General features: G+C 60.5%; 19 protein-coding genes. 6 read left to right on the top strand and 13 right to left on the bottom strand.

Features of this window, described 5'->3' with window-relative positions:
• Positions 1-119: 119 nt before the first annotated feature.
• From purH to DU29_RS0101955, 11 genes are all read right to left on the bottom strand, one after another.
• Positions 120-1,727 carry a bifunctional phosphoribosylaminoimidazolecarboxamide formyltransferase/IMP cyclohydrolase gene (purH, locus tag DU29_RS0102005; RefSeq protein ID WP_028620191.1) on the bottom strand — a complete coding sequence of 536 codons (1,608 nt, stop codon included), beginning with the start codon at positions 1,725-1,727 and terminating at the stop codon, positions 120-122.
• An 82-nt stretch (positions 1,728-1,809) separates the two neighbouring features.
• Entirely contained in the window at positions 1,810-2,130 is a 321-nt protein-coding gene (gene fis, locus DU29_RS0102000; RefSeq protein WP_007907419.1) for a DNA-binding transcriptional regulator Fis, read from the bottom strand.
• Complete coding sequence (gene dusB, locus DU29_RS0101995; protein ID WP_028620190.1) at positions 2,127-3,137, bottom strand: tRNA dihydrouridine synthase DusB; 1,011 nt, start codon at positions 3,135-3,137, stop codon at positions 2,127-2,129. Before dusB ends, fis begins: the two co-directional genes overlap by 4 nt.
• A gap of 185 nt (positions 3,138-3,322) precedes the next feature.
• Positions 3,323-4,549 (bottom strand): DUF3426 domain-containing protein, encoded by a 1,227-nt coding sequence (locus DU29_RS0101990; RefSeq protein WP_028620189.1) that lies wholly within the window; start codon positions 4,547-4,549, stop codon positions 3,323-3,325.
• 30 nt (positions 4,550-4,579) lie between these two features.
• On the bottom strand, positions 4,580-5,458 hold the full coding sequence (gene prmA / locus DU29_RS0101985) for a 50S ribosomal protein L11 methyltransferase (RefSeq protein ID WP_028620188.1): 879 nt from the start codon (positions 5,456-5,458) through the stop codon (positions 4,580-4,582).
• 316 nt (positions 5,459-5,774) lie between these two features.
• On the bottom strand, positions 5,775-7,133 hold the full coding sequence (accC, locus tag DU29_RS0101980; RefSeq protein WP_028620187.1) for an acetyl-CoA carboxylase biotin carboxylase subunit: 1,359 nt from the start codon (positions 7,131-7,133) through the stop codon (positions 5,775-5,777).
• 17 nt (positions 7,134-7,150) lie between these two features.
• Positions 7,151-7,612, bottom strand: coding sequence for an acetyl-CoA carboxylase biotin carboxyl carrier protein (gene accB / locus DU29_RS0101975; RefSeq protein WP_028620186.1), 462 nt, complete (start codon positions 7,610-7,612; stop codon positions 7,151-7,153).
• Between the two features lie 48 nt (positions 7,613-7,660).
• A complete protein-coding gene (aroQ, locus tag DU29_RS0101970; protein ID WP_028620185.1) occupies positions 7,661-8,113 on the bottom strand; it encodes a type II 3-dehydroquinate dehydratase in 453 nt (150 codons plus the stop codon).
• Positions 8,114-8,244: 131 nt separating this feature from the next.
• Positions 8,245-9,981, bottom strand: a complete 1,737-nt coding sequence (locus DU29_RS0101965) for a protein-disulfide reductase DsbD (RefSeq protein WP_028620184.1) — start codon at positions 9,979-9,981, stop codon at positions 8,245-8,247.
• Positions 9,982-10,172: 191 nt separating this feature from the next.
• Positions 10,173-10,808 carry a methyl-accepting chemotaxis protein gene (locus tag DU29_RS1000000133655; RefSeq protein ID WP_442961275.1) on the bottom strand — a complete coding sequence of 212 codons (636 nt, stop codon included), beginning with the start codon at positions 10,806-10,808 and terminating at the stop codon, positions 10,173-10,175.
• Positions 10,809-12,171: 1,363 nt separating this feature from the next.
• The gene (locus DU29_RS0101955) at positions 12,172-13,842 is read right to left on the bottom strand and encodes a diguanylate cyclase (protein ID WP_028620182.1); all 1,671 of its coding nucleotides are present in this window, start codon (positions 13,840-13,842) and stop codon (positions 12,172-12,174) included.
• A 447-nt stretch (positions 13,843-14,289) separates the two neighbouring features.
• On the opposite strand from DU29_RS0101955, the gene DU29_RS0101950 reads away from it, so the two are divergent.
• From DU29_RS0101950 to DU29_RS0101920, 6 genes are all read left to right on the top strand, one after another.
• Positions 14,290-15,357: a DUF2333 family protein gene (locus DU29_RS0101950; protein ID WP_028620181.1), complete on the top strand. Its 1,068-nt coding sequence runs from the start codon at positions 14,290-14,292 to the stop codon at positions 15,355-15,357.
• 3 nt (positions 15,358-15,360) lie between these two features.
• Positions 15,361-15,918, top strand: a complete 558-nt coding sequence (locus DU29_RS0101945; RefSeq protein WP_028620180.1) for an NUDIX hydrolase — start codon at positions 15,361-15,363, stop codon at positions 15,916-15,918.
• Positions 15,919-16,201: 283 nt separating this feature from the next.
• On the top strand, positions 16,202-16,573 hold the full coding sequence (locus tag DU29_RS0101935; RefSeq protein ID WP_028620179.1) for a translation initiation factor Sui1: 372 nt from the start codon (positions 16,202-16,204) through the stop codon (positions 16,571-16,573).
• A 213-nt stretch (positions 16,574-16,786) separates the two neighbouring features.
• A complete protein-coding gene (speA, locus tag DU29_RS0101930; protein WP_028620178.1) occupies positions 16,787-18,700 on the top strand; it encodes an arginine decarboxylase in 1,914 nt (637 codons plus the stop codon).
• Positions 18,701-18,933: 233 nt separating this feature from the next.
• On the top strand, positions 18,934-20,250 hold the full coding sequence (locus DU29_RS0101925; protein WP_028620177.1) for a type VI secretion system Vgr family protein: 1,317 nt from the start codon (positions 18,934-18,936) through the stop codon (positions 20,248-20,250).
• Positions 20,247-21,032 (top strand): DUF4123 domain-containing protein, encoded by a 786-nt coding sequence (locus DU29_RS0101920; protein ID WP_028620176.1) that lies wholly within the window; start codon positions 20,247-20,249, stop codon positions 21,030-21,032. Before DU29_RS0101925 ends, DU29_RS0101920 begins: the two co-directional genes overlap by 4 nt.
• On the opposite strand, the gene DU29_RS0101915 is transcribed toward DU29_RS0101920, so the two are convergent.
• Both DU29_RS0101915 and DU29_RS0101910 read right to left on the bottom strand, forming a co-directional pair.
• Complete coding sequence (locus tag DU29_RS0101915; protein ID WP_028620175.1) at positions 21,026-22,375, bottom strand: MATE family efflux transporter; 1,350 nt, start codon at positions 22,373-22,375, stop codon at positions 21,026-21,028. The genes DU29_RS0101920 and DU29_RS0101915 overlap by 7 nt on opposite strands.
• A 78-nt stretch (positions 22,376-22,453) precedes the next feature.
• Positions 22,454-22,747: a hypothetical protein gene (locus DU29_RS0101910; RefSeq protein ID WP_028620174.1), complete on the bottom strand. Its 294-nt coding sequence runs from the start codon at positions 22,745-22,747 to the stop codon at positions 22,454-22,456.
• Between the last annotated feature and the right edge of the window lie 25 nt (positions 22,748-22,772).

The raw sequence follows: 22,772 nt of genomic DNA, 5'->3' as shown, positions 1-22,772 counted from the left end.
CTGTAGCAGCTGCCGAAGGCTGCGTTAAGGTCGGAACGACCTTCCGGCGAGAAAACGATTACGACCGCTTCGCGGCCGGACGCAGCTTGACGGCAGCTGCTACACCGACCGCGTTTCTGTTAGTGACGGAAGTGGCGCATGCCGGTGAAGACCATGGCGATGCCAGCCTCGTCAGCCGCGGCAATCACTTCGTTGTCACGCATCGAGCCGCCTGGCTGGATCACCGCAGTGATGCCAACCTTGGCCGCATTGTCCAGGCCATCCCGGAACGGGAAGAACGCATCGGAAGCCATCACCGAACCGGCGACCTGCAAGCCGGCGTGTTCAGCCTTGATCGCAGCAATGCGCGCCGAGTTCACGCGGCTCATCTGGCCCGCGCCGACACCGATGGTCTGGCGGTTTTTGGCGTAAACAATCGCGTTGGATTTGACGTACTTGGCGACTTTCCAGGCGAAGATCAGGTCGTGGATTTCCTGTTCGGTCGGGGCGCGCTTGGTCACCACTTTCAGGTCATCAGCGCTGATCATGCCGATGTCGCGGCTCTGCACCAGCAGGCCCCCGTTGACGCGTTTGTAGTCCCAGGCGGCGGCACGGTCAGCCGACCATTCGCCGCACGCCAGCAGGCGCACGTTGGCCTTGGCCGCGACAATCGCGCGGGCTTCGGCGCTGACGCTTGGCGCGATGATCACTTCGACGAACTGACGCTCGACGATGGCTTTGGCCGTCTCGGCATCCAGTTCGCGGTTGAAAGCGATAATGCCGCCGAACGCCGATTCGGTGTCGGTTGCGTAAGCCAGTTCGTAAGCCTGACGAATGCCGCCTTCGGCGTCCGGGCTCACGGCCACGCCGCACGGGTTGGCGTGCTTGACGATCACGCAGGCGGGTTTGACGAAGCTTTTCACGCATTCCAGCGCGGCGTCGGTGTCGGCCACGTTGTTGTACGACAGCTCTTTGCCTTGCAGCTGGGTCGCGGTGGCGATGCCGACTTCGGCAGGTTTGGCTTCAACGTAGAACGCCGCGCTCTGGTGCGGGTTCTCGCCGTAGCGCATTTCCTGAGCCTTGACGAACTGGCTGTTGAACGTGCGCGGGAATTCGCTGCGACCTTCGGTGCTGAGTGTGTCAGCCGCCTGGTTCACGGTGCCCATGTAATTGGCGATCATGCCGTCGTAGGCGGCGGTGTGCTCGAACGCCTTGAGCATCAGGTCGAAGCGCTGGGCGTAAGTCAGGCCACCGGCCTTGAGGCCTTCGAGGACGCTGGCGTAGTCGCTGGCGTTGACCACGATGGCCACGTCTTTATGGTTCTTGGCGGCTGAACGAACCATGGTCGGGCCGCCAATATCGATGTTCTCGATCGCAGTCGGCAGGTCGCAACCTGGTTTGGAGATCGTTGCTTCAAACGGGTACAGGTTGACCGCGACCAGATCGATCGGCTTGATGCCATGCTCGTTCATGATGGCGTCGTCGATACCGCGACGACCGAGGATCCCACCGTGAATTTTCGGGTGCAGGGTTTTCACCCGACCGTCCATCATTTCCGCGAAACCGGTGTAATCGGCGACTTCCACTGCGGCAACACCGTTGTCGCGCAGCAGCTTGAACGTTCCGCCGGTGGAGAGGATCTCGACGCCCAGCGCTTCAAGCGCCTGGGCAAACTCGAGGATCCCGGTCTTGTCGGAAACGCTGATCAAGGCGCGGCGGATCGGCAGGCGGGTAGTCTGGTCGGTCATTTCAATTTCCATCAAAAAGCAAAGGAGTCAGCAAAAAAGGCGACCGGTTTTACGCGGGCGCCTTTCTGGTTTGATTGAATGCTTACAGCAAATCGTACTGCTTGAGTTTCTTGCGCAGCGTGCCCCGGTTGAGTCCGAGCAGCTCGCTGGCCTTGGTCTGGTTGCCCTTGACGTAGTTCATCACGCACTCGAGCAACGGAGCCTCGACTTCGGAGAGCACCAGGTTGTACACATCCGTGACGGCAGCGCCCTCAAGGTGGGCGAAATAATTGTGCAGCGCCTTCTCGACACTCCCGCGAAGGGTCTGACCTTCTTCGCTCGGCGTATTGAGGTGCTGTTTCAAATTCACGTTGTCGCTCACGGGTGTTGTTCCACTCACTAAAGTCTCGGTCATCATCGTCATGCGGCCACCCCTTCTCCGTCCCCTGCCAGGCTCTTGTAACGTTCGGCGAAGAAGCCCTGAACGTTGGCGCATTGTGCTTCCGTATCTTCCAAACGATTGAAGTGGGCGCGAAACTCCCTGGCGCCCGGCAAGGTTGCGAGATACCAGCCCACATGCTTGCGAGCGATACGGACACCCATCACATCGCCATAGAAAGCGTGCAGTGCGGCCAGATGCTCTAGCAGAATGCGTTCCACCTCGATCAGTTCCAGCGCCGGAAGTTTTTCTCCGGTGGCCAGGAAATGCTCGATCTCACGAAAAATCCACGGCCGCCCCTGGGCAGCCCGGCCTATCAACAGCCCGTCGGCACCGGTCGCATCGAGCACGTACCGGGCTTTCTCGGGCGAATCGATATCGCCATTGGCGAACACCGGCATCGACACCGCCTGCTTGATCGCGGCGATGGTGTCGTACTCGGCTTCACCTGTGTACAGGTCGGCGCGGGTGCGGCCATGAACCGCCAACGCCGCGATCCCGGCTTGCTCGGCGATCTTCGCCACCGTCAGACCGTTCTTGTTGTCCCGGTCCCAGCCGGTGCGAATCTTCAAAGTGACCGGCACATCGACCGCCGCCACCACGGCCTGCAGGATCTCGGTGACCAGTGCTTCGTCTTTCAACAGTGCGGAACCGGCAGCCTTGTTGCAGACCTTCTTCGCCGGACAGCCCATGTTGATATCAATAATCTGTGCGCCCAGCTCGACGTTGGCTCGTGCGGCATCCGCCAGCATCTGCGCATCGCCACCGGCGATCTGTACCGAGCGTGGCTCGGGATCACCTTCGTGGATCATGCGCATCCGCGACTTGCGGGTGTTCCACAGACTCATGTCGCTGGTGACCATTTCCGAAACTACCAACCCTGCGCCCAGTCGCTTGCAGAGCTGACGAAAGGGTTGGTCGGTGACGCCCGCCATAGGGGCGAGAATCAAGCCGTTGTGTAATGTGTATGGACCGATGCGTACCGCCGACATAGGACTTCCCTGTTGTGGGGCCGGATCATTAGAGTTCGAAAAAGGGTGGGCATGATACCCGCTCTCGATGACTGGATAAAGGCTGAATTGAACAAAATCTGAACAGTTATTTTGTTATCGCCAGCGGTTTGGTATGAGCGGTCGCAGTCAGAAATATGCCGCCAAAGCCGTAACGCTGAATGGCTTTACTCGGGCGAATGAAAGCTCAGGCTGTAATTCACTGCTTTGGCACCTGGATCGAGAATGTCCAGCGCGATGTGGATAGGCGTTTGCGGCGGCATTTCCGCCATGCCTTCGAGGTCGCCGCCAAGGTACTCGCCAGGTTTGAAGCGACGGCTGGCGATCAGGTGACCATTAAGGTCAGCGAAGCGCAGCTCCAGCAGCGGGAACGGCTGGGAAAAGGGCGCGCGGTTGTAGATGATCGCGTCTACCACCAGTGCACCGTTGAACTCGGGATGGCTGCGCACCACCAGGTTGCTGCTTTTGACTTTGGCGATGTCGACCTTGGATGGCACGGTGCAGCCGATCAGCGGACACACTTGCTGGAACCACGGGCGGTACTGGTCCTGGCGGGCCATTTCGTCAAAGTGATAGGCGATGTACTGGCCGACGAGTGCGCCTGCACCCACAAGGGTCAGCACCAACCAGAACACCCGGCGGCCCCAGGGCGAGCGGCGCTTTTGCCAGTCCAGTTGCAGCGGGTCGTCGGTCAGGTCTTGCAGGGCCTCGACTCGCTCGGTCGATTCGCTGCGTTCATGGCGCTTGCGCAGGGGCGCGATTGAAGGCAAGTCGTCGTCGAAATCGTCGCTGGCGGCAGACGCCGACAAGCGTTCGTGATGAAGCGGGGCATCAAGCGGATCGTTCAGGCGCAGCTGCGGCGGCTGAGGCTCGTCGTCCAGTTCCACCGGTACAAGCGACAACGATGGCTCGGTGCGCGCAAGAATGCCGGTCTCGATCAGCGGTGACGCGGATTCACTGACGTCGGCGGCCTCGGCTCGATCGGCGGCTGATTCGCTGAACAGGCTGTCGGACCATGGCTCTTCTTCGTGCCCGGTGTTATCCCGGCGCGCGCTCAAACTGTCTTCCCGCTGACGGACGAACTCGGTGCTCGGCTGGCTTTCCCGCTGCTCGAGTCGCGCGAGTTCTTCGTCCAGATCCAGCGTATCCAGATCAAGCTCGGTCGCCGACCATTGTTTCTGGCTGATGGCGCGGGGCTCCGGAGCTTCGACGATAGCCGGAGCAACCGGTGCGGTCACCTCTTTGCCGGCCTGCTCAAGCAATTGCTTGGCGGCATTGAATACCTGCAGGCACGAGCCGCAACGAACCACTCCGCGGGCCACGCTCAGTTGAGCATGGTTGACGCGGAAGCTGGTTTGGCAATGCGGGCACTGAGTGACGAAGCTGTCGGTCATGCGGCGATCCGGTTTGTGCAGAGGCTCATTCTAGCGCCGACGGCCGGTGATGCGCACCCAGCCATCGCGATTGGCAATCGGGTCCAGATCAAAGTCCTGCGCATAAGCGGCGGCTACTTCGTCGCCCTGTTCAGCGAGGATGCCCGAAAGCGCGAGACGGCCGCCAGGCTTGACCAGGCTGGAGAGTTGCGGCGCCAGCGATACCAGCGGGCCGGCGAGGATGTTGGCCACCAGCACGTCGGCCTGAACCTGCGGCAGGTCCTCAGGCAAATACAGCGGGAACAGCGCTTCGGCGATGTTGTTGCGCCCGGCGTTGTCGCGCGACGCTTCCAGCGCCTGCACGTCGATGTCGGTGCCGACAGCTTCTTTGGCGCCCAACAACAGGGCGGCAATCGCCAGAATCCCCGAGCCACAACCGAAGTCGAGGACGTTGCAGTCCTTCAGGTCCTGACCGTCAAGCCATTCCAGGCACAGCGCCGTGGTCGGGTGCGTGCCGGTGCCGAACGCCAGGCCCGGGTCGAGCAGCAGATTCACGGCGTCCGGTTCCGGCGCGGCGTGCCAGCTCGGTACGATCCACAGGCGCTGACCGAAACGCATCGGCTGGAAACCGTCCATCCAGCTGCGCTCCCAGTCCTGGTCTTCGATGATCTCGCTGTGATGTTCTGGCAGCGGACTGCCGGTCAGCAACTCCAGATGGGCCAGCACGCTGGTGGCCTCGGTGCCACCTTCGAACAAAGCCAGCAAGTGGGTGTGCGACCACAGTGGGGTGGTGTTGAGTTCCGGTTCGAAGATCGGCTGATCTTCGGCGTCCATGAAGGTCACCGACACAGCGCCCACTTCAAGGAAGGCGTCTTCGTAGGTTTCGGCTTGTTCTGGGCTGATGGCGAGACGGACTTGCAGCCAAGGCATGGCGGGCACCTTTGAAAAATATTGATTGCAGCCTGGCGGGCCGCGATAAGCGCGCAAGTTTACGCGAGCGCGCGGCAGAAGACGACAGGGTTGCCAGGGAGGCGAGGTGAATAACTGTGGTGAGGGGATTCATCCCCGTTGGCCTGCGCAGCAGGCCTGAAAGCTGTCCTCCGACACGTCCCTGAACCATAAAAAAGTCGCTTTATCACGACTGCTGCGCAGCCCAACGGGGATGAATCCCCTCGCCACAGGGTTTGTAAAGTCTGCAGAAACAACAAAGCCGCCCGAAGGCGGCTTTATTGATCAGGCTAAAAGCTTAGTGCTTGTCGCCCGCCAGCTTGTGTTCCAGGTAGTGGATGTTGATACCACCTTTGCAGAAGCCTTCATCGCGGACCAGGTCGCGGTGCAGCGGGATGTTGGTCTTGATCCCGTCGACAACGATTTCGTCCAGCGCATTGCGCATACGCGCCAACGCTTCGTCACGGGTTGCGCCGTAGGTGATCAGCTTGCCGATCAACGAATCGTAGTTAGGCGGAACCGCATAGCCACTGTACAGGTGCGAATCGACGCGAACGCCGTTGCCGCCTGGAGCGTGGAAATGCTTGACCGTGCCTGGGCTCGGCATGAAGGTTTTCGGGTCTTCGGCGTTGATTCGGCATTCCAGCGAGTGACCGCGAATAACCACGTCCTCCTGGGTGTACGACAGTTTGTTGCCAGCGGCGATGCTGAGCATCTCCTTGACGATGTCGATACCGGTGACCATTTCCGAAACCGGGTGCTCAACCTGAACGCGGGTGTTCATTTCGATGAAATAGAACGCGCCGTTCTCATACAGGAACTCGAAAGTGCCCGCGCCACGGTAGTTGATGTCGATGCACGCCTTGACGCAGCGCGCGAGGACTTCCTGACGAGCCTTCTCGTCGATGCCCGGTGCTGGCGCTTCTTCAAGAACCTTCTGGTGACGACGCTGCAGCGAGCAGTCACGGTCGCCGAGGTGAATCGCCTGGCCCTGGCCATCGGAAAGTACCTGGACTTCCACGTGACGTGGGTTGGTCAGGAATTTTTCCAGATAGACCATCGGGTTGCCGAACGCCGCGCCAGCTTCAGTACGGGTCAGTTTCGCGAAGGAGATCAGGTCTTCTTCTTTATGCACAACGCGCATGCCGCGACCACCGCCGCCGCCAGCGGCCTTGATGATCACCGGGTAACCGACTTCGCGACCGATGCGCAGAGCGGTTTCTTCGTCTTCCGGCAGCGGGCCGTCGGAGCCCGGAACGGTTGGCACACCGGCAGCAATCATGGCGTGTTTGGCCGAGACCTTATCGCCCATCAGGCGAATGGTGTCGGCTTTCGGACCGATGAAGGCAAAGCCGGAGTTCTCGACCTGTTCAGCGAAATCAGCGTTTTCCGCGAGGAAACCGTAGCCTGGGTGAATGGCGGTTGCGCCGGTCACTTCAGCCGCGGCGATGATTGCCGGAATGTGCAGGTAGGAGTGGGTGGCCGAGGCCGGACCGATGCAGACGGATTCGTCTGCCAGGCCCAGGTGCATCAGCTCTTTGTCAGCCTTGGAGTAAACGGCGACGGTCTTGATGCCCATCTCTTTGCAGGCACGCAGAATCCGCAGTGCGATCTCACCGCGGTTGGCGATCAGAACTTTTTCCAACTTCGCAGTCATCAAAGTTTCTCCGCGGTTCAAACGATGGTGAACAGCGGTTGGTCGTACTCAACCGGCTGGCCGTCTTCGACGAGGATGGATTCGATCACACCGCTGGTTTCAGCTTCGATGTGGTTCATCATCTTCATCGCTTCAACGATGCACAGGGTGTCGCCTTTCTTCACGGTCTGGCCGACTTCAACGAAGGAAGGCGAGCTTGGCGAAGATTTGCGATAGAAGGTGCCGACCATCGGCGAACGGGCAACGGTGCCGTTCAGAACCGGGGCGGACGGAGCAGCCGGTGCAGCGGCGGCAACCGGAGCGGCAGCAACAGGCGCAGGGGCCGGCGCGTGCATTGGAGCCGGTGCGTAGTACTGCTGAGCTGGGGTCTTGCTGTGACGACTGATACGTACGGACTCTTCGCCTTCCTTGATCTCGAGCTCGTCGATGCCGGACTCTTCCAGCAATTCGATCAGTTTCTTAACTTTACGGATATCCATGAATCATCAACTCCCAAGGGTCGGTCAGGGGCGTTCAACGCTTGTTGTTCAAGCGGTTGCCTGTCTTTCAAGCTGCTCTAGTGCGGCCTCCAGGGCCAGTCGATAACCGCTGGCGCCAAGGCCGCAGATCACTCCCACCGCTACGTCGGAGAAGTAAGAGTGATGGCGGAAAGGTTCGCGTTTGTGCACGTTTGACAAATGCACTTCGATGAATGGGATGCTCACCGCCAGCAGCGCGTCACGTAATGCAACGCTTGTGTGCGTAAAAGCCGCCGGGTTGATCAGAATGAAGTCCACACCTTCGCTGCGTGCAGCGTGGATGCGGTCGATCAATTCGTACTCGGCATTGCTTTGCAGGTGTAGCAAATGGTGGCCGGCGTCACGTGCACGGCGTTCCAGGTCCTGGTTGATCTGCGCCAGTGTGGTGGCGCCGTAGGTGCCCGGCTCGCGGGTGCCAAGCAAGTTCAGGTTGGGTCCGTGCAGAACCAGTAGCGTTGCCATCTGCTGTTCCTTGTTATCTGTGGGCATTTGTCAGAACCCGGCGACTATGCCGCAAAGCCTTTGTGACTGTCCAGTTCTATGCAATAGCCAGCACGATGGCCGATGATTGCGCGAAATTTGTGACCGCCTTGCTAATTCCGGTCATTCGCCTTGGCGACGCGTTCGGCGAAGTCCGCGGCATTGATCTCGCCGATCACCCGCACATCGACCTGCTCTGCGCCATCCTTGCCGAAGAACATTAGCGCGGGAGGGCCGAACAGCTTGTAACGGTCGAGCAGGACGCGTTGTTCAGCGTTACTCGCGGTCATATCGAAGCGGATCAGTCGATAGCCTTGGAGACGTTCAACGACGTTGGCATCAGTGAACACTTGTTTTTCGATCACTTTGCAACTGATGCACCAGTCGGCGTACCAGTCGAGCAGCAGCGGGGTCGCGGAGTTTTTCGCCTCGGCGAGCACTTGATCCAGCTCGGCCGGGGTGGTGATGGTCTGCCAGACATCGGCATTTTGTGCAGGTTCGGTCCCCGCAATCGTGCGCGGCTGAGCAATCGGACTGAACGGGTCGGTCTGGCCACTGAACGCGCCGTACCAGCATGCCAACGCGTAAAACAGCAGAAACATCCCCAGCAATTGGCCGAGACGTTTGCGCGGTGGTTTGTAAACGAACTCCAGCGCGCCCAGGAATAAACCGACGCCAGCGGTCAGCAAGCCGATCAGCAGCAAGGTGATCTGCCCGGGCACGACGCGGCTGAGCAAGCCGATTGCCAGGCCCAGCAGCAATACGCCGATCGCGTTTTTTACATACACCAGCCACGGTCCGCTTTTGGGTAACCATGCCGCGCCACCGGTGGCTACCAACAACAACGGCGCGCCCATGCCGAGACCGAGCATGAACAATTTGAGCCCGCCACCCACGGCGTCGCCGCTGGCGCTGATGTACAGCAGCGCGCCGGCCAGCGGAGCGGACACGCAAGGTGAAACCAGCAGGCTCGACACCACGCCGAGCACCGCCGCGCCCCACAACGAGCCGCCTTCGGTGCGGCCGGCGATTCGGTCCAGCCGGCTGCTGATCGCCTGCGGCAGCTTGAGTTCGAAGACGCCAAACATGGCCAAGGCAAACACCGCGAAAAACAATGCGAACGGCACCAGCACCCAGACCGATTGCAGACGCGCCTGCAGATTCAGTTGTGCGCCGAACATGCCCATCAGCGCGCCGAGCAGGGCGAAGCAGGCAGCCATTGGCAGCACGTAGGCGAGCGAGAGATTGAAGCCCCGCCAGCCACCGACCTGGCCGCGCAACACCACGCCGGACAGGATCGGCAGCATCGGCAGCACGCAGGGCGTGAACGTCAGCCCGAGGCCGGCAAGAAAGAACAGCGCCAGTTGCTTCCAGCTCCAGGCGGCGGACGTGCTGCCGCCATCGATGCTCAGGCGTTGGGTTTCCGGCGGATAGCACAGGCCTTTGTCGGCGCAGCCTTGATAGCCCACCACGAGGGTGAAGGCGCGGGGGTCGGTGCGCGGCAGTTCGACCTCGAGAATCCCGTGGTAAACCTCGACATCGCCGAAGTACTCGTCGTGTTTCTGTTCGCCCTTGGGCAGTTGCGCCGGGCCGAGTGTGACGTCCGCCGGGTCGCTGCGAAACTGCAGGCGGTGTCGGTAGAGGTAGTAACCCTCGGCGGCGACGAAACGCAGCTTGATCGATTGCGGCGTGGCTTCGACCAGGCTCAGTTGAAAGGCTTCGCGCACCGGCAGGAAGTCGGCGCTGTTGTTGATCGAACCCAGCGTGGCGCTGGGCCGGCTATCCAGCAAACCGGCGGCGCTGACCGGCAGGGCGAGCACGAGCAACAACAGACAGAGCAAACGGCGCATGACAATCTCGCGTATCGAAAGTGAGGGCATGATAGCTGAGAGTGCCTTACGACGCCGACCCGTGCAGGAGCTGCCGAAGGCTGCGATCTTTTGATCTTGATCTTTGGCGATGTCTCATGAGTTGCCGTCAGAAGTACAATCAAAAGATCGCAGCCTTCGGCAGCTCCTACAGGGGGGGCAGGTTGTTTCTATCAGACGCGGAAAGCCTGGACTGCCGTGTGCAGTCTCCCGCCCAACACCAGCAAATGCTCGCCCTGTTCACGCCCTTCGCCAATGCGCAGCAGGTTATCCCCACCCAACTGGTGAATTCGCTCACTGTGATCGCGGATTTCGCTGACCGCGCCGCTCTGCTGGGCGGTGACATCGGCGATGCGCACCGCAGTGTCGGCAATGGTCTGGATCGCGCCGACGATTTTATCCAGCGCGCCGTCAGCGGCCTGAGCCTGACTGGCTGTCGCTTCAGCGTGTTCGACCTGCGCGCGCATGCCTTCCACCGACTGCCGCGCCGCAGACTGCAGGCCGGCAATCAGGTTTTGAATCTCTGCCGTGGCACCCGCCGTGCGCTGCGCCAGTGAGCGCACTTCTTCGGCGACCACGGCGAAACCGCGACCCATTTCGCCGGCGCGGGCCGCTTCAATGGCTGCGTTCAAGGCCAGCAGATTGGTCTGATCGGCGATCGAGCGAATCACCGTCAACACCCCACCGATCGTGGCCGATTCCTCGGCCAGGTGTTCAATCATCTTCGCGTTGCCTTGCACTTCACCCACCAGCGCATGCAGCCCGGTCAGGCTCAAACCGATGACTTTCTGACCGTGCTCGACCGCCATCCCGGCATTGCGACTGGCATCGGCAGCCTGACTGGCATCGCCGGCCACTTGCTGAATGGTAGCTTCCAGCTCGCTGAGAGAATCGCGGATCAGCGCCGTATCACCGGCCTGATGTTCGGCGCCGCTGTGCAAATCACTGCTCAGGTCGGCCAGCGTTCGACTGCTCCCGGCGACCTGCTCGGCGTTCAAGCGAATGGTCCCGACCAGATCCACCAGGTAGGCGCGCAAGCGGTTGAGCGACGCTTGAATGTCATGCAGTTCTCGGTTGGTTTTGCCCAGTTCAATGTCCTGACTGAAATCACCTTCGGCCCAGGTCGACAGTGCCGGCGCAAGGTTGGTCAGCGTCCGTGCCAGACGTCGCTGCAAGGTGTCGATGAGCAGCGCGATCAGCAGGATCAACCCGATCATCACGCCTTGCATCAGCCGCACTTCACTCTGAATCTCCCCGTGCTGGGCACGAACGACAGGTTCGAGACCGGCAATCGCCTGTTGCACTGCGGTGATCTTCAGGTGTGTCGCCGCGCTGAGGTCGGCGCGTTTCTGGATCTGTTCACGGGTGCGCGCCAGTTCGGCGGGGTAGCGTGTCAGCAGGCTGGTGAGTTCACGTTTGAGTGCGACACCAGCATCTTCGGCGGCGGCTTTTTCGGTGGTTTCCAGGCCCATCATTGCAGCGAAATCGTCGGTGTTCGATTCAGTGCTGCTGGTCACACCGAGCAATGGCAAGGCGTCGATGAGGTCGGCCTGGGTGCGGATGTTGCTGACTTCGCGCTCGACATCGGCGGCCAGTTCACTGCGGCCGCTGCTGACCAGTTTGTCTCGCGCCAGCGACAGTTTGCCCAGGTGCTGCGAAGCGTTGAGCAAAGGCGTCAGCCAGCCAGGGTTGCCGCTGGCGTATTGGCTGAGTTGATCGAGGCTGGCGCCAAGCTCGCGTTCGGCCTGCAATAGCAGTGCCTGCGGATCGCCGGCCAGCTTGCCGGCGGCCAGCAAGTCGGTTTTGCTGAATTCGTCGAGGTCCGAGAGGCTCGGGCGCAAGGTGTCGGCCAAGGCTGGCGGCAAGTCGGCCAATTCCTTTTGCAAGGCGTCGATGGCCTGGCTGGCGCTGCTTAACCGCAAGGCGTCGCCGCTGGCAAGGTAGTCGCCAATGCTGCGCGCCACTTCATTTTGAAATTGCTGGGACAACCCCAGGTAACGCTCCATCAACAGATAGGGGCGTTCCAGGGCTTTTTGCGACCACCAGAGCGTAGCGCCGAGCGCTATGCAAACGGCGACTAAAAGGAGGGTGTTGAAATTGGTCAGCAGCTTCAGGCGCATTGCGGGACTACCAACGGCAGAATGGTAAGCGCCTGAAGTTATTGCGTTTCTATTACAGCGTTATGACCGAACGGGTCGATTCCGATGAAAAGGTGGCATTTTGCTTTGATGCCTGCGCGGCGTGGATACGGTTACGCCCGGCATGCTTGGCGCGGTACAGCGCTTCGTCAGCCAGACTGGCCATCATCAGGCCGTCGGAGGCGTCATTCAGCTCGACGACGCCGGCGCTGAAAGTGCACCAGAGATCCTGCGGCTGGGCCGGGTAATGAATTTCGGCGAAGCGCTGACGGATCTCGTCCAGAACGTTATAGGCCGCTTCGATATCGGTGTCGGGCATGACGATGGCGAACTCTTCGCCACCGTAACGGCCAATGTAGTCGGTCTTGCGCAAACGCTGTTTGAGGAACAGCGCCAGGCTTTTGATCACGCGATCGCCCATGGGGTGGCCGTGGCTGTCGTTGACCCGTTTGAAGTGGTCGATATCGAGCATCGCAAAACTCAGCGGCTTGCCTTCGCGGCGCGAGCGGAAGCTGCAGTCTTCGAGCAGTTGCAGGATGTGTGTGTGGTTGTACAAACCGGTCAGGCTGTCCCGGACCATTCGCGCTTTCAGGTTGCGCGCCCGCGCCGCACGGTTGCGCACCGTGGTGATCAAGTGGCGGGGCTTGATCGGTTTGGTCAGGAAGTCGTCGCCGCCTTCGCTCATGGCATCGAGCTGCTTGTCCAGATCGTCTTCGGCCGACAGATAAATGATTGGCACGCTGACATAACGATCGTTGTGCCGGATGACCTTGGCGAGCTCAGTGCCGGTGCAGGCCGGCATGTACATGTCGAGAATGATCAGGTCGGGCTGGAAATCGGCGAGTTCGGCCATCGCCTGGATCGGCTCGATCAACGTCCGCGTGACAATTCCGGCGCTGTTGAGCAGGCGCTCGGTGTGCAAGGCTTGCGCGCGCGAGTCGTCGATGATCAGCACCTTATAAGGTTCGTACTGGGCGACGCAGGTGAGTACTTCGATCTTTTCCAGCAGGCTAGACGCTTCGAGGGTGCCGGTGAGGAATTCCTGACCGCCGGCGCGCACGGCGGCGAGGCGGGTAGGGGTGTCAGTTTCCAGCAGGCTGAAAAACAGCAGGGGCAAAGGTTCGTCCAGTCCGACCTGGGCTTCGGCGGCGAGTTGCAGGCCGACGCCGGTGCCGCAGAAGTCAACGTCCATGACAATTGCCGCAGGCAGTCGCTCGACCATCGATGAGCGGAACGTCGACACGCTGTCGATTGACTGCGCGCTGAGGCCGAAGAATTCGAGTTGCTTGGCCAGGCGTTCGGCCCGTTCGTGATCTTGCAATACTACGTAGACCGGCTTGCGCAGTGGCGGCAGGAACGTTTGCTCCAGCTGATCGCCGTGCCGCAGGCCGGTGCGCGACAGGCGCTGCATCAGGCGATTGAGTTCAGTGATCAGCGCGCTGTTCAGGCGCCCCCGATTGGCGTCGATCGCTTCCAGCGACTGGCCGATGAGCCGCGCCAGCTGGCTGTGTTCCGGCTGCTCGAAGCGCTCGGCGAAACGCAGCAAGCGCAGGTTGGCTTCGCTCAGTTCGGAGGAATCGGTGCTGGACCATTCGCTGCGCTGCAGGCGCTGCCATATCTCAAGAATCTGACGAGCCTGATGAATTACCCGCTGGGCAAAGTGGTGCTTGAGGCGCTCACGGCTGGGGTCTTCTGGCTCGGTCATATCCTGACTACTGGGTAGGGTGCATGCTGAGATTGACTGGTGGCTCTATGCTAGCATCTCTTTCGATTAGCATCAGTGTCGTCCGTCAATTAAGTGCGAGGCGACGTCATTCAGTTTATGACCGGTCGGTCGGACCTGCCGCGCTGCTAGAAGCGACACCTGTAGCAGCTGGCGGAGCCTGCGTCCGGCTGCGAAGCAGTCGTAAAATCAGCGAATGCGTTGTATTAGGCAAAGCTCATTGTGGAGTTGACGACTGCTGCGTAGTCGGACGTCCGAATCTGCCCAAGTCCTTCGCCAGGCGCTACAAAGGGCTTCCCTTCCTCTATAGTTGCGTTCGCGGCCTGCATTCGTGCGCGCGTTGCGCACATTTAATGCGCGTTTAACGAGGCACGATGGCGTAGGGTTGTGGTCGAACCGATGAACTCAAGTGATTGAAAGGATACCGCCATGCTGGACTGGAAGAACCGCGCGGGCAGCGCGCCTGAACGTGCCGCCGAACCAAAGTCGGCCACCCGCAGTTACGTCGGCGGCCTGTTGTTCAGCCGGGCGCTGGCCACGCTGATCGGCCTTTTTCTGCTGGTGAGCATCGCGCTCGGCTGGTACTGGAGTCAGGAGCCGGCGCTGTTCCCGGTTCAACAAAACGCCCAGGTTGCGGCCGAACGTGAAGGCAAGCAGATGGTCATCGGCTACACCACGGTCGAAACGCTGAAGACCGTCGCCGATACCTTGCTGACCAAGCCGGGCGGTTACATTTCCAACGACCGTTTCCCGCCGGGCCTGTGGATGGACAATACGCCGAGCTGGGAATATGGCGTGCTGGTCCAGGTGCGTGATTTGACGCGCGCCTTGCGTAAAGACTTCGCCCGCTCGCAATCGCAGTCGGCAGAGGATGGTGATCTGGCCAAGGCCGAGCCACGTTTCAACTTTGATAACAAGAGCTGGGTGCTGCCATCCAGTGAGTCCGAATACCAGGAAGGCATCAAGTCCCTGAGTCGCTATCAGGCGCGTCTGTCCGATCCGTCGCAGAAAAACGCGCTGTTTTACGCGCGCGCCGACAACCTCAACAACTGGCTCGGCGACGTTGGCACCCGTTTGGGTTCGCTGTCGCAACGGCTCTCCGCCAGCGTTGGCCGGGTCAAGCTGAACACTTCTCTGAAAACCGAAGTGGTTGCGCCGGGCCAGGTGCCGCAGGTTGACGAGGAAATCGTCGAAACCCCGTGGATGCAGATCGACAACGTGTTCTACGAAGCGCGCGGTCAAGCTTGGGCGTTGTCGCATTTGCTGCGCGCCATCGAAGTCGACTTCGCCGATGTGCTGGCGAAGAAGAACGCCACGGTCAGCGTGCGTCAGATCATTCGTGAGCTGGAAGCGTCGCAAGAACCGGTCTGGAGCCCTATGATTCTCAACGGCAGCGGCTTTGGCGTGCTGGCTAACCACTCGCTGGTCATGGCCAATTACATTTCCCGGGCCAATGCTGCAGTGATCGATTTGCGTCAGCTGCTTAATCAAGGCTAAGTCATGGCGGATCACACAAGCGAAGCCGCCCATCGTGCGGCTTCGGACGCTGAGCAGATCGCCTGGGTCGATGAGCAGGACAACCTGCTCGGTGCCCTGGTCCGCTCCGATTTGCGCGAGCGTGGGCTGATCGGGCGCGGCACGTACATCATGTTGTTCAATTCGGCCGGAGAGCTCTGTGTTCATCGCCGAACCTTGAGCAAGGCGATTTACCCCGGTTACTGGGATGTGGCGGCGGGTGGCATGGTTCTGGCCACCGAGAGCTACGCCGAATCGGCTGCCCGGGAGCTGGAAGAAGAGTTGGGAGTGAGCGGGGTAGAACTGACCGCGCACGATCATTTCTTTTTCGAAGACACCGGCAATCGACTCTGGTGTTCAGCGTTTTCGGCGGTGTGGGATGGCCCCTTGATCCTGCAGCCGGAGGAGGTGCTGGAAGCGCGCTTCATTCCAATCGATCAGGTCATGCTCGACATCCAGCAAAAGCCTTATTGCCCGGACTCTCTGGCAGCGTTGAAGCGCTATCTGCGCGCCTCTGGGAATGACGTCGCAAAACAGCCATGAATTGGCGCCGATTGGCTCTTAGCAATCGGCGTTTTTGCCGTTACACTGCGCGACCTTTTCAAGCTGAACCGGATTGCTTTTTTGTAGGAGCGAGCTTGCTCGCGAAGAACGCGAGGGCGACGTGCATATCCTGAATGCTCGCGTCATCGTTGACGACCATCGCGAGCAGGCTCGCTCCTACAGGGTTGTTTCGGTTCAGTAGCGCTGCCCCTGCCTGAGTGGGGCTTCGCGGTCGATGGCCCAGGTGCCGCGACCAGTCTTTGTCCTCCCGAGAGGATTGCCGGTGGCCAAAAAAGCCGCATCCTTCGCCGCCCTTGGTGGCCTGGTATTTTCCACCGACGCAGGTCGTCATTGCCCCGATTGCAGCAAACCGGTGGACGCCTGCATCTGCAAACAAACCCTGATCCCGTCCGGTGACGGCATTGCTCGCGTGCGCCGCGAAAGCAAGGGCCGGGGCGGCAAGACGGTGACTACCATCACCGGCGTGCCGTTGGCTGAAGACGCGCTCAAGGAACTGGCCACCACGTTGAAGAAACGTTGCGGTACCGGTGGCGCGTTGAAAGACGGCATCATCGAAATCCAGGGCGATCATGTCGAGCTGTTGTTAGGCGAGTTGATCAAACTCGGTTTCAAGGCCAAGAAGTCCGGCGGCTAGCCGTCTCTGTGAAAACCACCCTCGGCTCGACCCGGTCCTTGCAGCAGGCCAGGTGCCGCCTACATGGTTTTCACAGAGCCTGTTCTGACCGGTTTCTAAACTCACTGCGGTCAGCGAGGTCTACCCCCTCGTTGACGAACCGTCATTTACACTCTTTAGACTGCGCCAGCCTGAACCCAGGTGACGCTCTATGACTTTTTATAGGGGACTTCAATGTCCGTACGACGCACACGCAAAGACGATGGCAGCCAATGGACAGTTGCGGACAGCCGCAGTGTTTACGGGATCCGCCATTGGGGGGCCGGGTATTTCGCGATCAATGACGCCGGTCGCGTCGAAGTTCGTCCGAACGGTCCGGCCAGCTCGCCGATCGACCTGTTCGAGCAAGTCGACCAGTTGCGCAAGAGCGGCTTGTCCTTGCCGTTGCTCGTACGTTTCCCGGATATCCTGCAAGACCGCGTGCGCCAGCTGACCGGTGCCTTCGATTCCAACATCGAGCGCCTGGAATACCAGAGCAAGTACACCGCGCTGTACCCGATCAAAGTGAACCAGCAGGAAGCGGTGATCGAAAACATCATTGCGACCCAAGACGTTTCCATCGGTCTGGAAGCCGGCTCCAAGCCCGAGCTGCTCGCCGTGCTGGCGCTGGCGCCGAAGGGCGGCACCATCGTCTGCAACGGTTACAAGGACCGTGAGTTCATCCGTCTCGCATTGATCGGCCAGAAACTCGGCCACAACGTGTTCATCGTGATCGAGAAAGAATCCGAAGTTGAGCTGGTGATCGAAGAAGCCGCCTCGCTGAAGGTCAAGCCGCAGGTCGGTCTGCGTGTGCGCCTGTCGTCCCTGGCGTCGAGCAAGTGGGCGGACACCGGCGGCGAAAAGTCCAAATTCGGTCTGTCGGCGGCGCAGTTGCTGTCGGTTGTCGAGCGTTTCCGCGCGGCGGGTCTCGACCAGGGCATCCGCCTGCTGCACTTCCACATGGGTTCGCAGATCGCCAATCTGGCGGACTACCAGCACGGTTTCAAGGAAGCGATCCGTTACTACGGCGAACTGCGTAACCTCGGCCTGCCGGTCGATCACATCGATGTCGGCGGCGGTCTTGGTGTCGACTACGACGGTACCCACTCGCGCAATGCCAGTTCGATCAACTATGACATGGACGATTACGCCGGTGTCGTGGTTGGCATGCTCAAGGAATTCTGCGATGCGCAGAGCCTGCCGCATCCGAACATTTTCTCTGAAAGCGGTCGCTCGCTGACCGCGCACCACGCCATGCTGGTGGTGCAGGTGACCGACGTCGAGAAACACAACGACGAAGTGCCACAGATCGAAAACAAGGAAGCGCTGCCGGAAACCGTGCAGTGGCTGGTTGACCTGCTCGGCCCGACCGACATCGAGATGGTCACCGAAACCTACTGGCGCGCCACGCACTACATGAGTGACGTTGCCACCCAGTACGCCGACGGCAAGCTGACCCTGGCTGAGAAAGCCCTGGCCGAGCAATGTTATTTCGCCGTGTGCCGCCGTCTGCACAACTCGTTGAAGGCGCGTCAGCGTTCACACCGTCAGGTGCTCGACGAACTCAACGACAAACTGGCTGACAAGTACATCTGCAACTTCTCGGTATTCCAGAGCCTGCCGGACACCTGGGCGATCGGCCAGGTGCTGCCGATCCTGCCGCTGCACCGTCTCGATGAAGAGCCGTTGCGTCGCGCAGTGCTGCAGGACCTGACCTGCGACTCCGACGGCAAGATCAAGCAATACGTCGATGAGCAGAGCATCGAGACCAGCCTGCCAGTGCACAGCCTGAACGAGGGCGAGGACTATCTGTTAGGCATCTTCCTGGTCGGCGCCTATCAGGAAATTCTCGGCGACATGCACAACCTGTTCGGTGACACCGATTCGGTGAACATCTACCAGAATGCCGATGGCAGTGTGTACCACGCGGGTATCGAAACCCACGACACCATCGAAGACATGCTGCGTTATGTGCACTTGTCGCCGGAAGAGTTGATGACTCACTATCGCGACAAGTGCGCCAGTGCACGCATCACGGCGGCCGAACGTACGCAATTCCTCGACGCGTTGCGCCTGGGCCTGACTCGTTCGTCTTACCTGTCTTCTTGAGGTAAGTCTCCGTTTGCACCGGGTTGTCTGAAAATGTACCGCGCCCTGCGGGTTTTTCAGATGAGCCGGTGGGACGGTTCTGTATTTGTCGACGAAACCTACCCCTCTCCTGGCTATAAAAGTCATATGGTCTGCATTTATCGTAGGCCGTTTCCTAAGTTGTACTTCGGCCCTCTACTCGGCCATGGCTCTCGGCGAAAATCCCCGACCGCCCCTCCTGTAGAGAATCGCCGATGTTCGATCCAGTCCACGAACCTTCATTTCGTCTGGATGTAGCCGGTCTGCCCGACCCGTTCGAAGTCCTGGCCTTTACCGGTAGAGAAGCGATCAACGAGCCTTTTGTGTTCGACGTGGATCTGCTGATCGATGACCCGACTCTCGACCTTGCCAGCTTGCTGTACCGTCCTGCGGTTCTGCACATCGCAGCTCAGCAGAGCTTGTTCCACGGACAATTGCATGAGCTCGTTCAGCGTGACCATGGCCAGAGCAGCCGGTTGTGTCGGGTGCAGCTGCGACCAAGGCTGGCGTGCCTGTCCCAACGTTTCAGCCAGCGAATCTTCAGCGCCCGTTCGGTGCCCCAGATTCTTGACCAGGTGCTCAAGGAGCACGGCATCATCGGCCAGCATCGGCGCTTCGAGCTGAGCGGTGATTATCCGCCGCGAGACTTCTGCACGCAGTATCAGGAATCGGATCTGCAGTTTCTCCAGCGTTTATGCGCTCAGGAACGTGTCCATTATCACTTCGAACACAGTGCTCGCGGGCATTGCGTAGTTTTCGGTGACGGCAACGGGCATTTTCCCTTGGGCAACGCGGTCGGGTTCGACGCTGAACGCGAGCAGCCGGCGATTCGACAATTCAGGCTGCAGGTGAGCGAGCCGTACAGGAGAAGCGTCGAGGGACAAGCCGATGTGGCGACGCTGCGCAGTGGTCAGCTGATGCCGTTGTCCGGTCATCCGGTCGCCGATTGGAATCATTCGTGGATGCTGACCCATGTCGAGCATCTTGGCAGTCAGGATCCGGTGAAGCCCTACGTTAACCAGTTTCGCGCCATTCCCCGGGACGCGACATTCGTGGCGGCACAACACTTTGTGAAACCTCGCATGCACAGCCTGCAACGCGCCTGGGTGGTCGACGTCGATGAGCCCCGCCCCGATCCCTCGTTACCGGTCGCGGTGCAATTTGACTGGCTGTACCAGGGCGAAGGCGCGACACCGAGCCATTGTTGGTTGCCGGTCTCAGCAGAGCTGGACGGTCAGGCCGTTGCGCTATTGAGTGAGGGCACCGAGGTGGTGGTGAGCTTTATCGAAGGTGATCCGGATCAACCGTTCATTAGCGGATTTCTGCACACGCTGCCGACGGTTGAACATGACGCTGCGCCGGTGGCGCCCGCAGATCCGTCGCCTGCCGAGGGTGTGCTGCAATTGTTGCGAACGGGTGAGCCCTTGTTGCTGTTATGCCTGATGCCCGGGGGTGGCAGTTTCAATCATTGTCAGGAGAGCCTGTGTGCCTGTCGGGCGGCGACGCGATTCGGCTCGAGCGGTGCGGCATGATCGGCGCGCCTGCGCAATGGCTATTGCTGGATGTTCCGGGTGCGCCTCACACCAGTGCGGTGTTGCAAAAGAAACTCGCACGGGCGCGCAGCTTCAAGTTGTTCGAGGGCACTGAGCTGCATGCGCTGCGCAATGAAGGGCCTGTGCTGGTAGATCTACGCAGTTGCCCGGCACTGGCCGAGTCATGTGTCAGCCAGGCGCAGGTGTGGCGCGGTTTGCTGATGGTCAGCGATGTATCGGCTGGGCAACTGATCGAACATCTGCAACGCATGCTGACGGTCACAGTCGGCCTGCATCATCGAGCGTTGTTGAGTTACTACAATCCGAACACGGCCAGTTACTTTTTCGATGCCTGCGATCCCATGGAGCTGAGTCGCTGGTTGGGGCCGATCAAGAGGTTGCAGTGGTTTGGCGGGACGTGGGCCGACCGTGCGATCGGCAGTGAAGGTTGGCAGCAGTTGATCAATCCTGGCCTGATGGTCGAGACATTGGTGGTCGAGGCCGACTTGAGCCAGCGACAGCGGGAGAAACTGCAGACCTGCCTGCTGGAACACCACGCCTGGCTTTGGTCGCAGTCGACTGAGGTCGATTACAACAGCCTGTGGCACCATCTCCAGGAAGGGCTGGCGCTGGGGTTCAGCGAGCGGCCGTCGCTGGATGGCTGGTTATGGCTGCGCCTGCAGTTCCCGCATGGCTCCCTGCGCCAGCCGCTGACCGGTGGCACGCAGCAAGAGCGTCTCAATAACCTGCGCATTCGCTGGCACAACGACCAGAGTCAGTGAACGCGCCCGGCAAACCAGCCATCGTTGTTGCGCAACAGCCAGGCGATTGCGCCAAGCGTCAGGCTGCGCAGCAACATGAACAGCAGGAAGGTCAGCCACAGGCCGTGATTACCCAGACTTTGCAGCGCCCAGGCAAACGGCAGCAGCAGAATAATCGCCAGCAGCATGCCGTTACGCATTTCCCGGGCGCGGGTGGCGCCGATGAACAGTCCGTCCAGCAGATAACTCCAGACGGCGATCAGCGGCAGGGCGGCGAGGTAGGGCAGGTAGACGAATGCCGTATCGCGCACGCTCTGGATGTCGGTCTGCATCTCGATGAACAGGTGTCCAGCAAACACAAACAACACCGCGAAGCCCAGGCTCGCCAGCAGTGACCAGCCACAGGCAACCACCAGCGAGCGCCTCAGGGCATCGCGGTCGCGAGCGCCAATGGCGTGGCCGCATAAGGCTTCCACGGCGTGGGCCAGGCCGTCGAGCGCGTGCGCGGTCAGCAGCAAGCCATTGAGCAGCAGAGCATTCGCGGCGACGGTGGCATCACCCAACCGCGCGCCTTGCACAGTGATCATGAAAAACACCGATTGCAGCAGCAGACTGCGGATGAAGATGTCGCGGTTGACCGCCAGCAGCGGACGCCAGCTCTGCCACAGCGCCAGCGCGGCCCAGGCAATGTGACCGGGGTAGGCACGCAGGGCTTTGCGGGTCATCAGCAGGCCAACGAGTGCGCCAGTCCATTCGGCAATTACCGAGGCGCGGGCCGACCCGACCACCCCCCAGTCCAGCCCGAGCACGAACCACAAATTAAGCGCGATATTGACCAGATTGGTGCTCAGCAGAATCGCCAGCGGCGCCCGCGCGTTCTGTGTGCCGAGGAACCAGCCGACCAGGGCGTAACTGGCCAGTGCCGCCGGCAGGCCGAACAAGCGCGTGTGGAAAAACTCGCGCGTCAGCTGATCCAGTTCTGCCGAGGGTTGCATGAAGTGCAACGCGACGCCACTTAGCGGAACTCCCAACGCGCCCAGGGCAATCGCCAGGCCCATCGCCAGCAACAAGCCTTGCAAGAGAATCTGCCGCAACGCTGCACCGTCGCCACGCCCGGCAGCCTGAGCGGCAAACCCGGTTGAGCCCATACGCAGAAAACCCATCGCCCAGGCGAGAAAGGTGTACAGGCTGGCACCCACCGCGACAGCGCCCAGTTGGTGGGCGTGGGGCAAGTGGCCGATGACGGTACTGTCGACCAGCGCCACGAGCGGTACGGAAATGTTCGAGAGGATCATGGGGGCCGCCAGCGCCCAGACGCGACGATGAGTCGGGCGGTCGCGCCAGTCGGCAATCAGGTTGGACATGCAGGCTCCTTGAGGAGCGCGCATTGTAACGATTTCAGTGTGGCAGCGAGTCTGCTCGCTACCGAGGGGGTGATGATTTTAGTGGATTATCCAGCTCAGCAACCACAGCCCCAGCAGCAACCAGATGATCCCCATGATGATCGACGCACTCATGAACGCGCGAATCGCCGACCACAACAGTATCAGCCCGACAATCAACGCCAGAATGCTGATGATCGAGGTGTCCATGCCCAGCGTACGGGACAGTCCCTCGACAAAGTTGCTGCCGGCGTTGCTTAACAGGTTGAACAGGCCGCTGAGGCCGTCGACGATGAAGCGGATGACCGAACCGAGTGCCTGGCCGAGCCATTCGAAGAAGCTTTCTACCTGCATGTGAACATCCTTGGTGAATGTGGTG

This window comes from Pseudomonas sp. Ant30-3 (assembly GCF_000690905.1).
Taxonomy (GTDB): domain Bacteria; phylum Pseudomonadota; class Gammaproteobacteria; order Pseudomonadales; family Pseudomonadaceae; genus Aquipseudomonas.
Note: the sequence above shows the minus strand (reverse complement) of the source record. Positions and strands in the feature narration are given on the sequence as shown.

Excerpts from the sequence above, each read along its gene's own strand:
- purH (WP_028620191.1), bottom strand. The coding sequence starts at position 1,727 with ATGACCGACCAGACTACCCGCCTGCCGATCCGCCGCGCCTTGATCAGC.
- fis (WP_007907419.1), bottom strand. The coding sequence starts at position 2,130 with ATGACGATGATGACCGAGACTTTAGTGAGTGGAACAACACCCGTGAGC.
- dusB (WP_028620190.1), bottom strand. The coding sequence starts at position 3,137 with ATGTCGGCGGTACGCATCGGTCCATACACATTACACAACGGCTTGATT.
- DU29_RS0101990 (WP_028620189.1), bottom strand. The coding sequence starts at position 4,549 with ATGACCGACAGCTTCGTCACTCAGTGCCCGCATTGCCAAACCAGCTTC.
- prmA (WP_028620188.1), bottom strand. The coding sequence starts at position 5,458 with ATGCCTTGGCTGCAAGTCCGTCTCGCCATCAGCCCAGAACAAGCCGAA.
- accC (WP_028620187.1), bottom strand. The coding sequence starts at position 7,133 with ATGACTGCGAAGTTGGAAAAAGTTCTGATCGCCAACCGCGGTGAGATC.
- accB (WP_028620186.1), bottom strand. The coding sequence starts at position 7,612 with ATGGATATCCGTAAAGTTAAGAAACTGATCGAATTGCTGGAAGAGTCC.
- aroQ (WP_028620185.1), bottom strand. The coding sequence starts at position 8,113 with ATGGCAACGCTACTGGTTCTGCACGGACCCAACCTGAACTTGCTTGGC.
- DU29_RS0101965 (WP_028620184.1), bottom strand. The coding sequence starts at position 9,981 with ATGCGCCGTTTGCTCTGTCTGTTGTTGCTCGTGCTCGCCCTGCCGGTC.
- DU29_RS1000000133655 (WP_442961275.1), bottom strand. The coding sequence starts at position 10,808 with ATGGCGGTCGAGCACGGTCAGAAAGTCATCGGTTTGAGCCTGACCGGG.
- DU29_RS0101955 (WP_028620182.1), bottom strand. The coding sequence starts at position 13,842 with ATGACCGAGCCAGAAGACCCCAGCCGTGAGCGCCTCAAGCACCACTTT.
- DU29_RS0101950 (WP_028620181.1), top strand. The coding sequence starts at position 14,290 with ATGCTGGACTGGAAGAACCGCGCGGGCAGCGCGCCTGAACGTGCCGCC.
- DU29_RS0101945 (WP_028620180.1), top strand. The coding sequence starts at position 15,361 with ATGGCGGATCACACAAGCGAAGCCGCCCATCGTGCGGCTTCGGACGCT.
- speA (WP_028620178.1), top strand. The coding sequence starts at position 16,787 with ATGTCCGTACGACGCACACGCAAAGACGATGGCAGCCAATGGACAGTT.
- DU29_RS0101925 (WP_028620177.1), top strand. The coding sequence starts at position 18,934 with ATGTTCGATCCAGTCCACGAACCTTCATTTCGTCTGGATGTAGCCGGT.
- DU29_RS0101920 (WP_028620176.1), top strand. The coding sequence starts at position 20,247 with ATGATCGGCGCGCCTGCGCAATGGCTATTGCTGGATGTTCCGGGTGCG.
- DU29_RS0101915 (WP_028620175.1), bottom strand. The coding sequence starts at position 22,375 with ATGTCCAACCTGATTGCCGACTGGCGCGACCGCCCGACTCATCGTCGC.
- DU29_RS0101910 (WP_028620174.1), bottom strand. The coding sequence starts at position 22,747 with ATGCAGGTAGAAAGCTTCTTCGAATGGCTCGGCCAGGCACTCGGTTCG.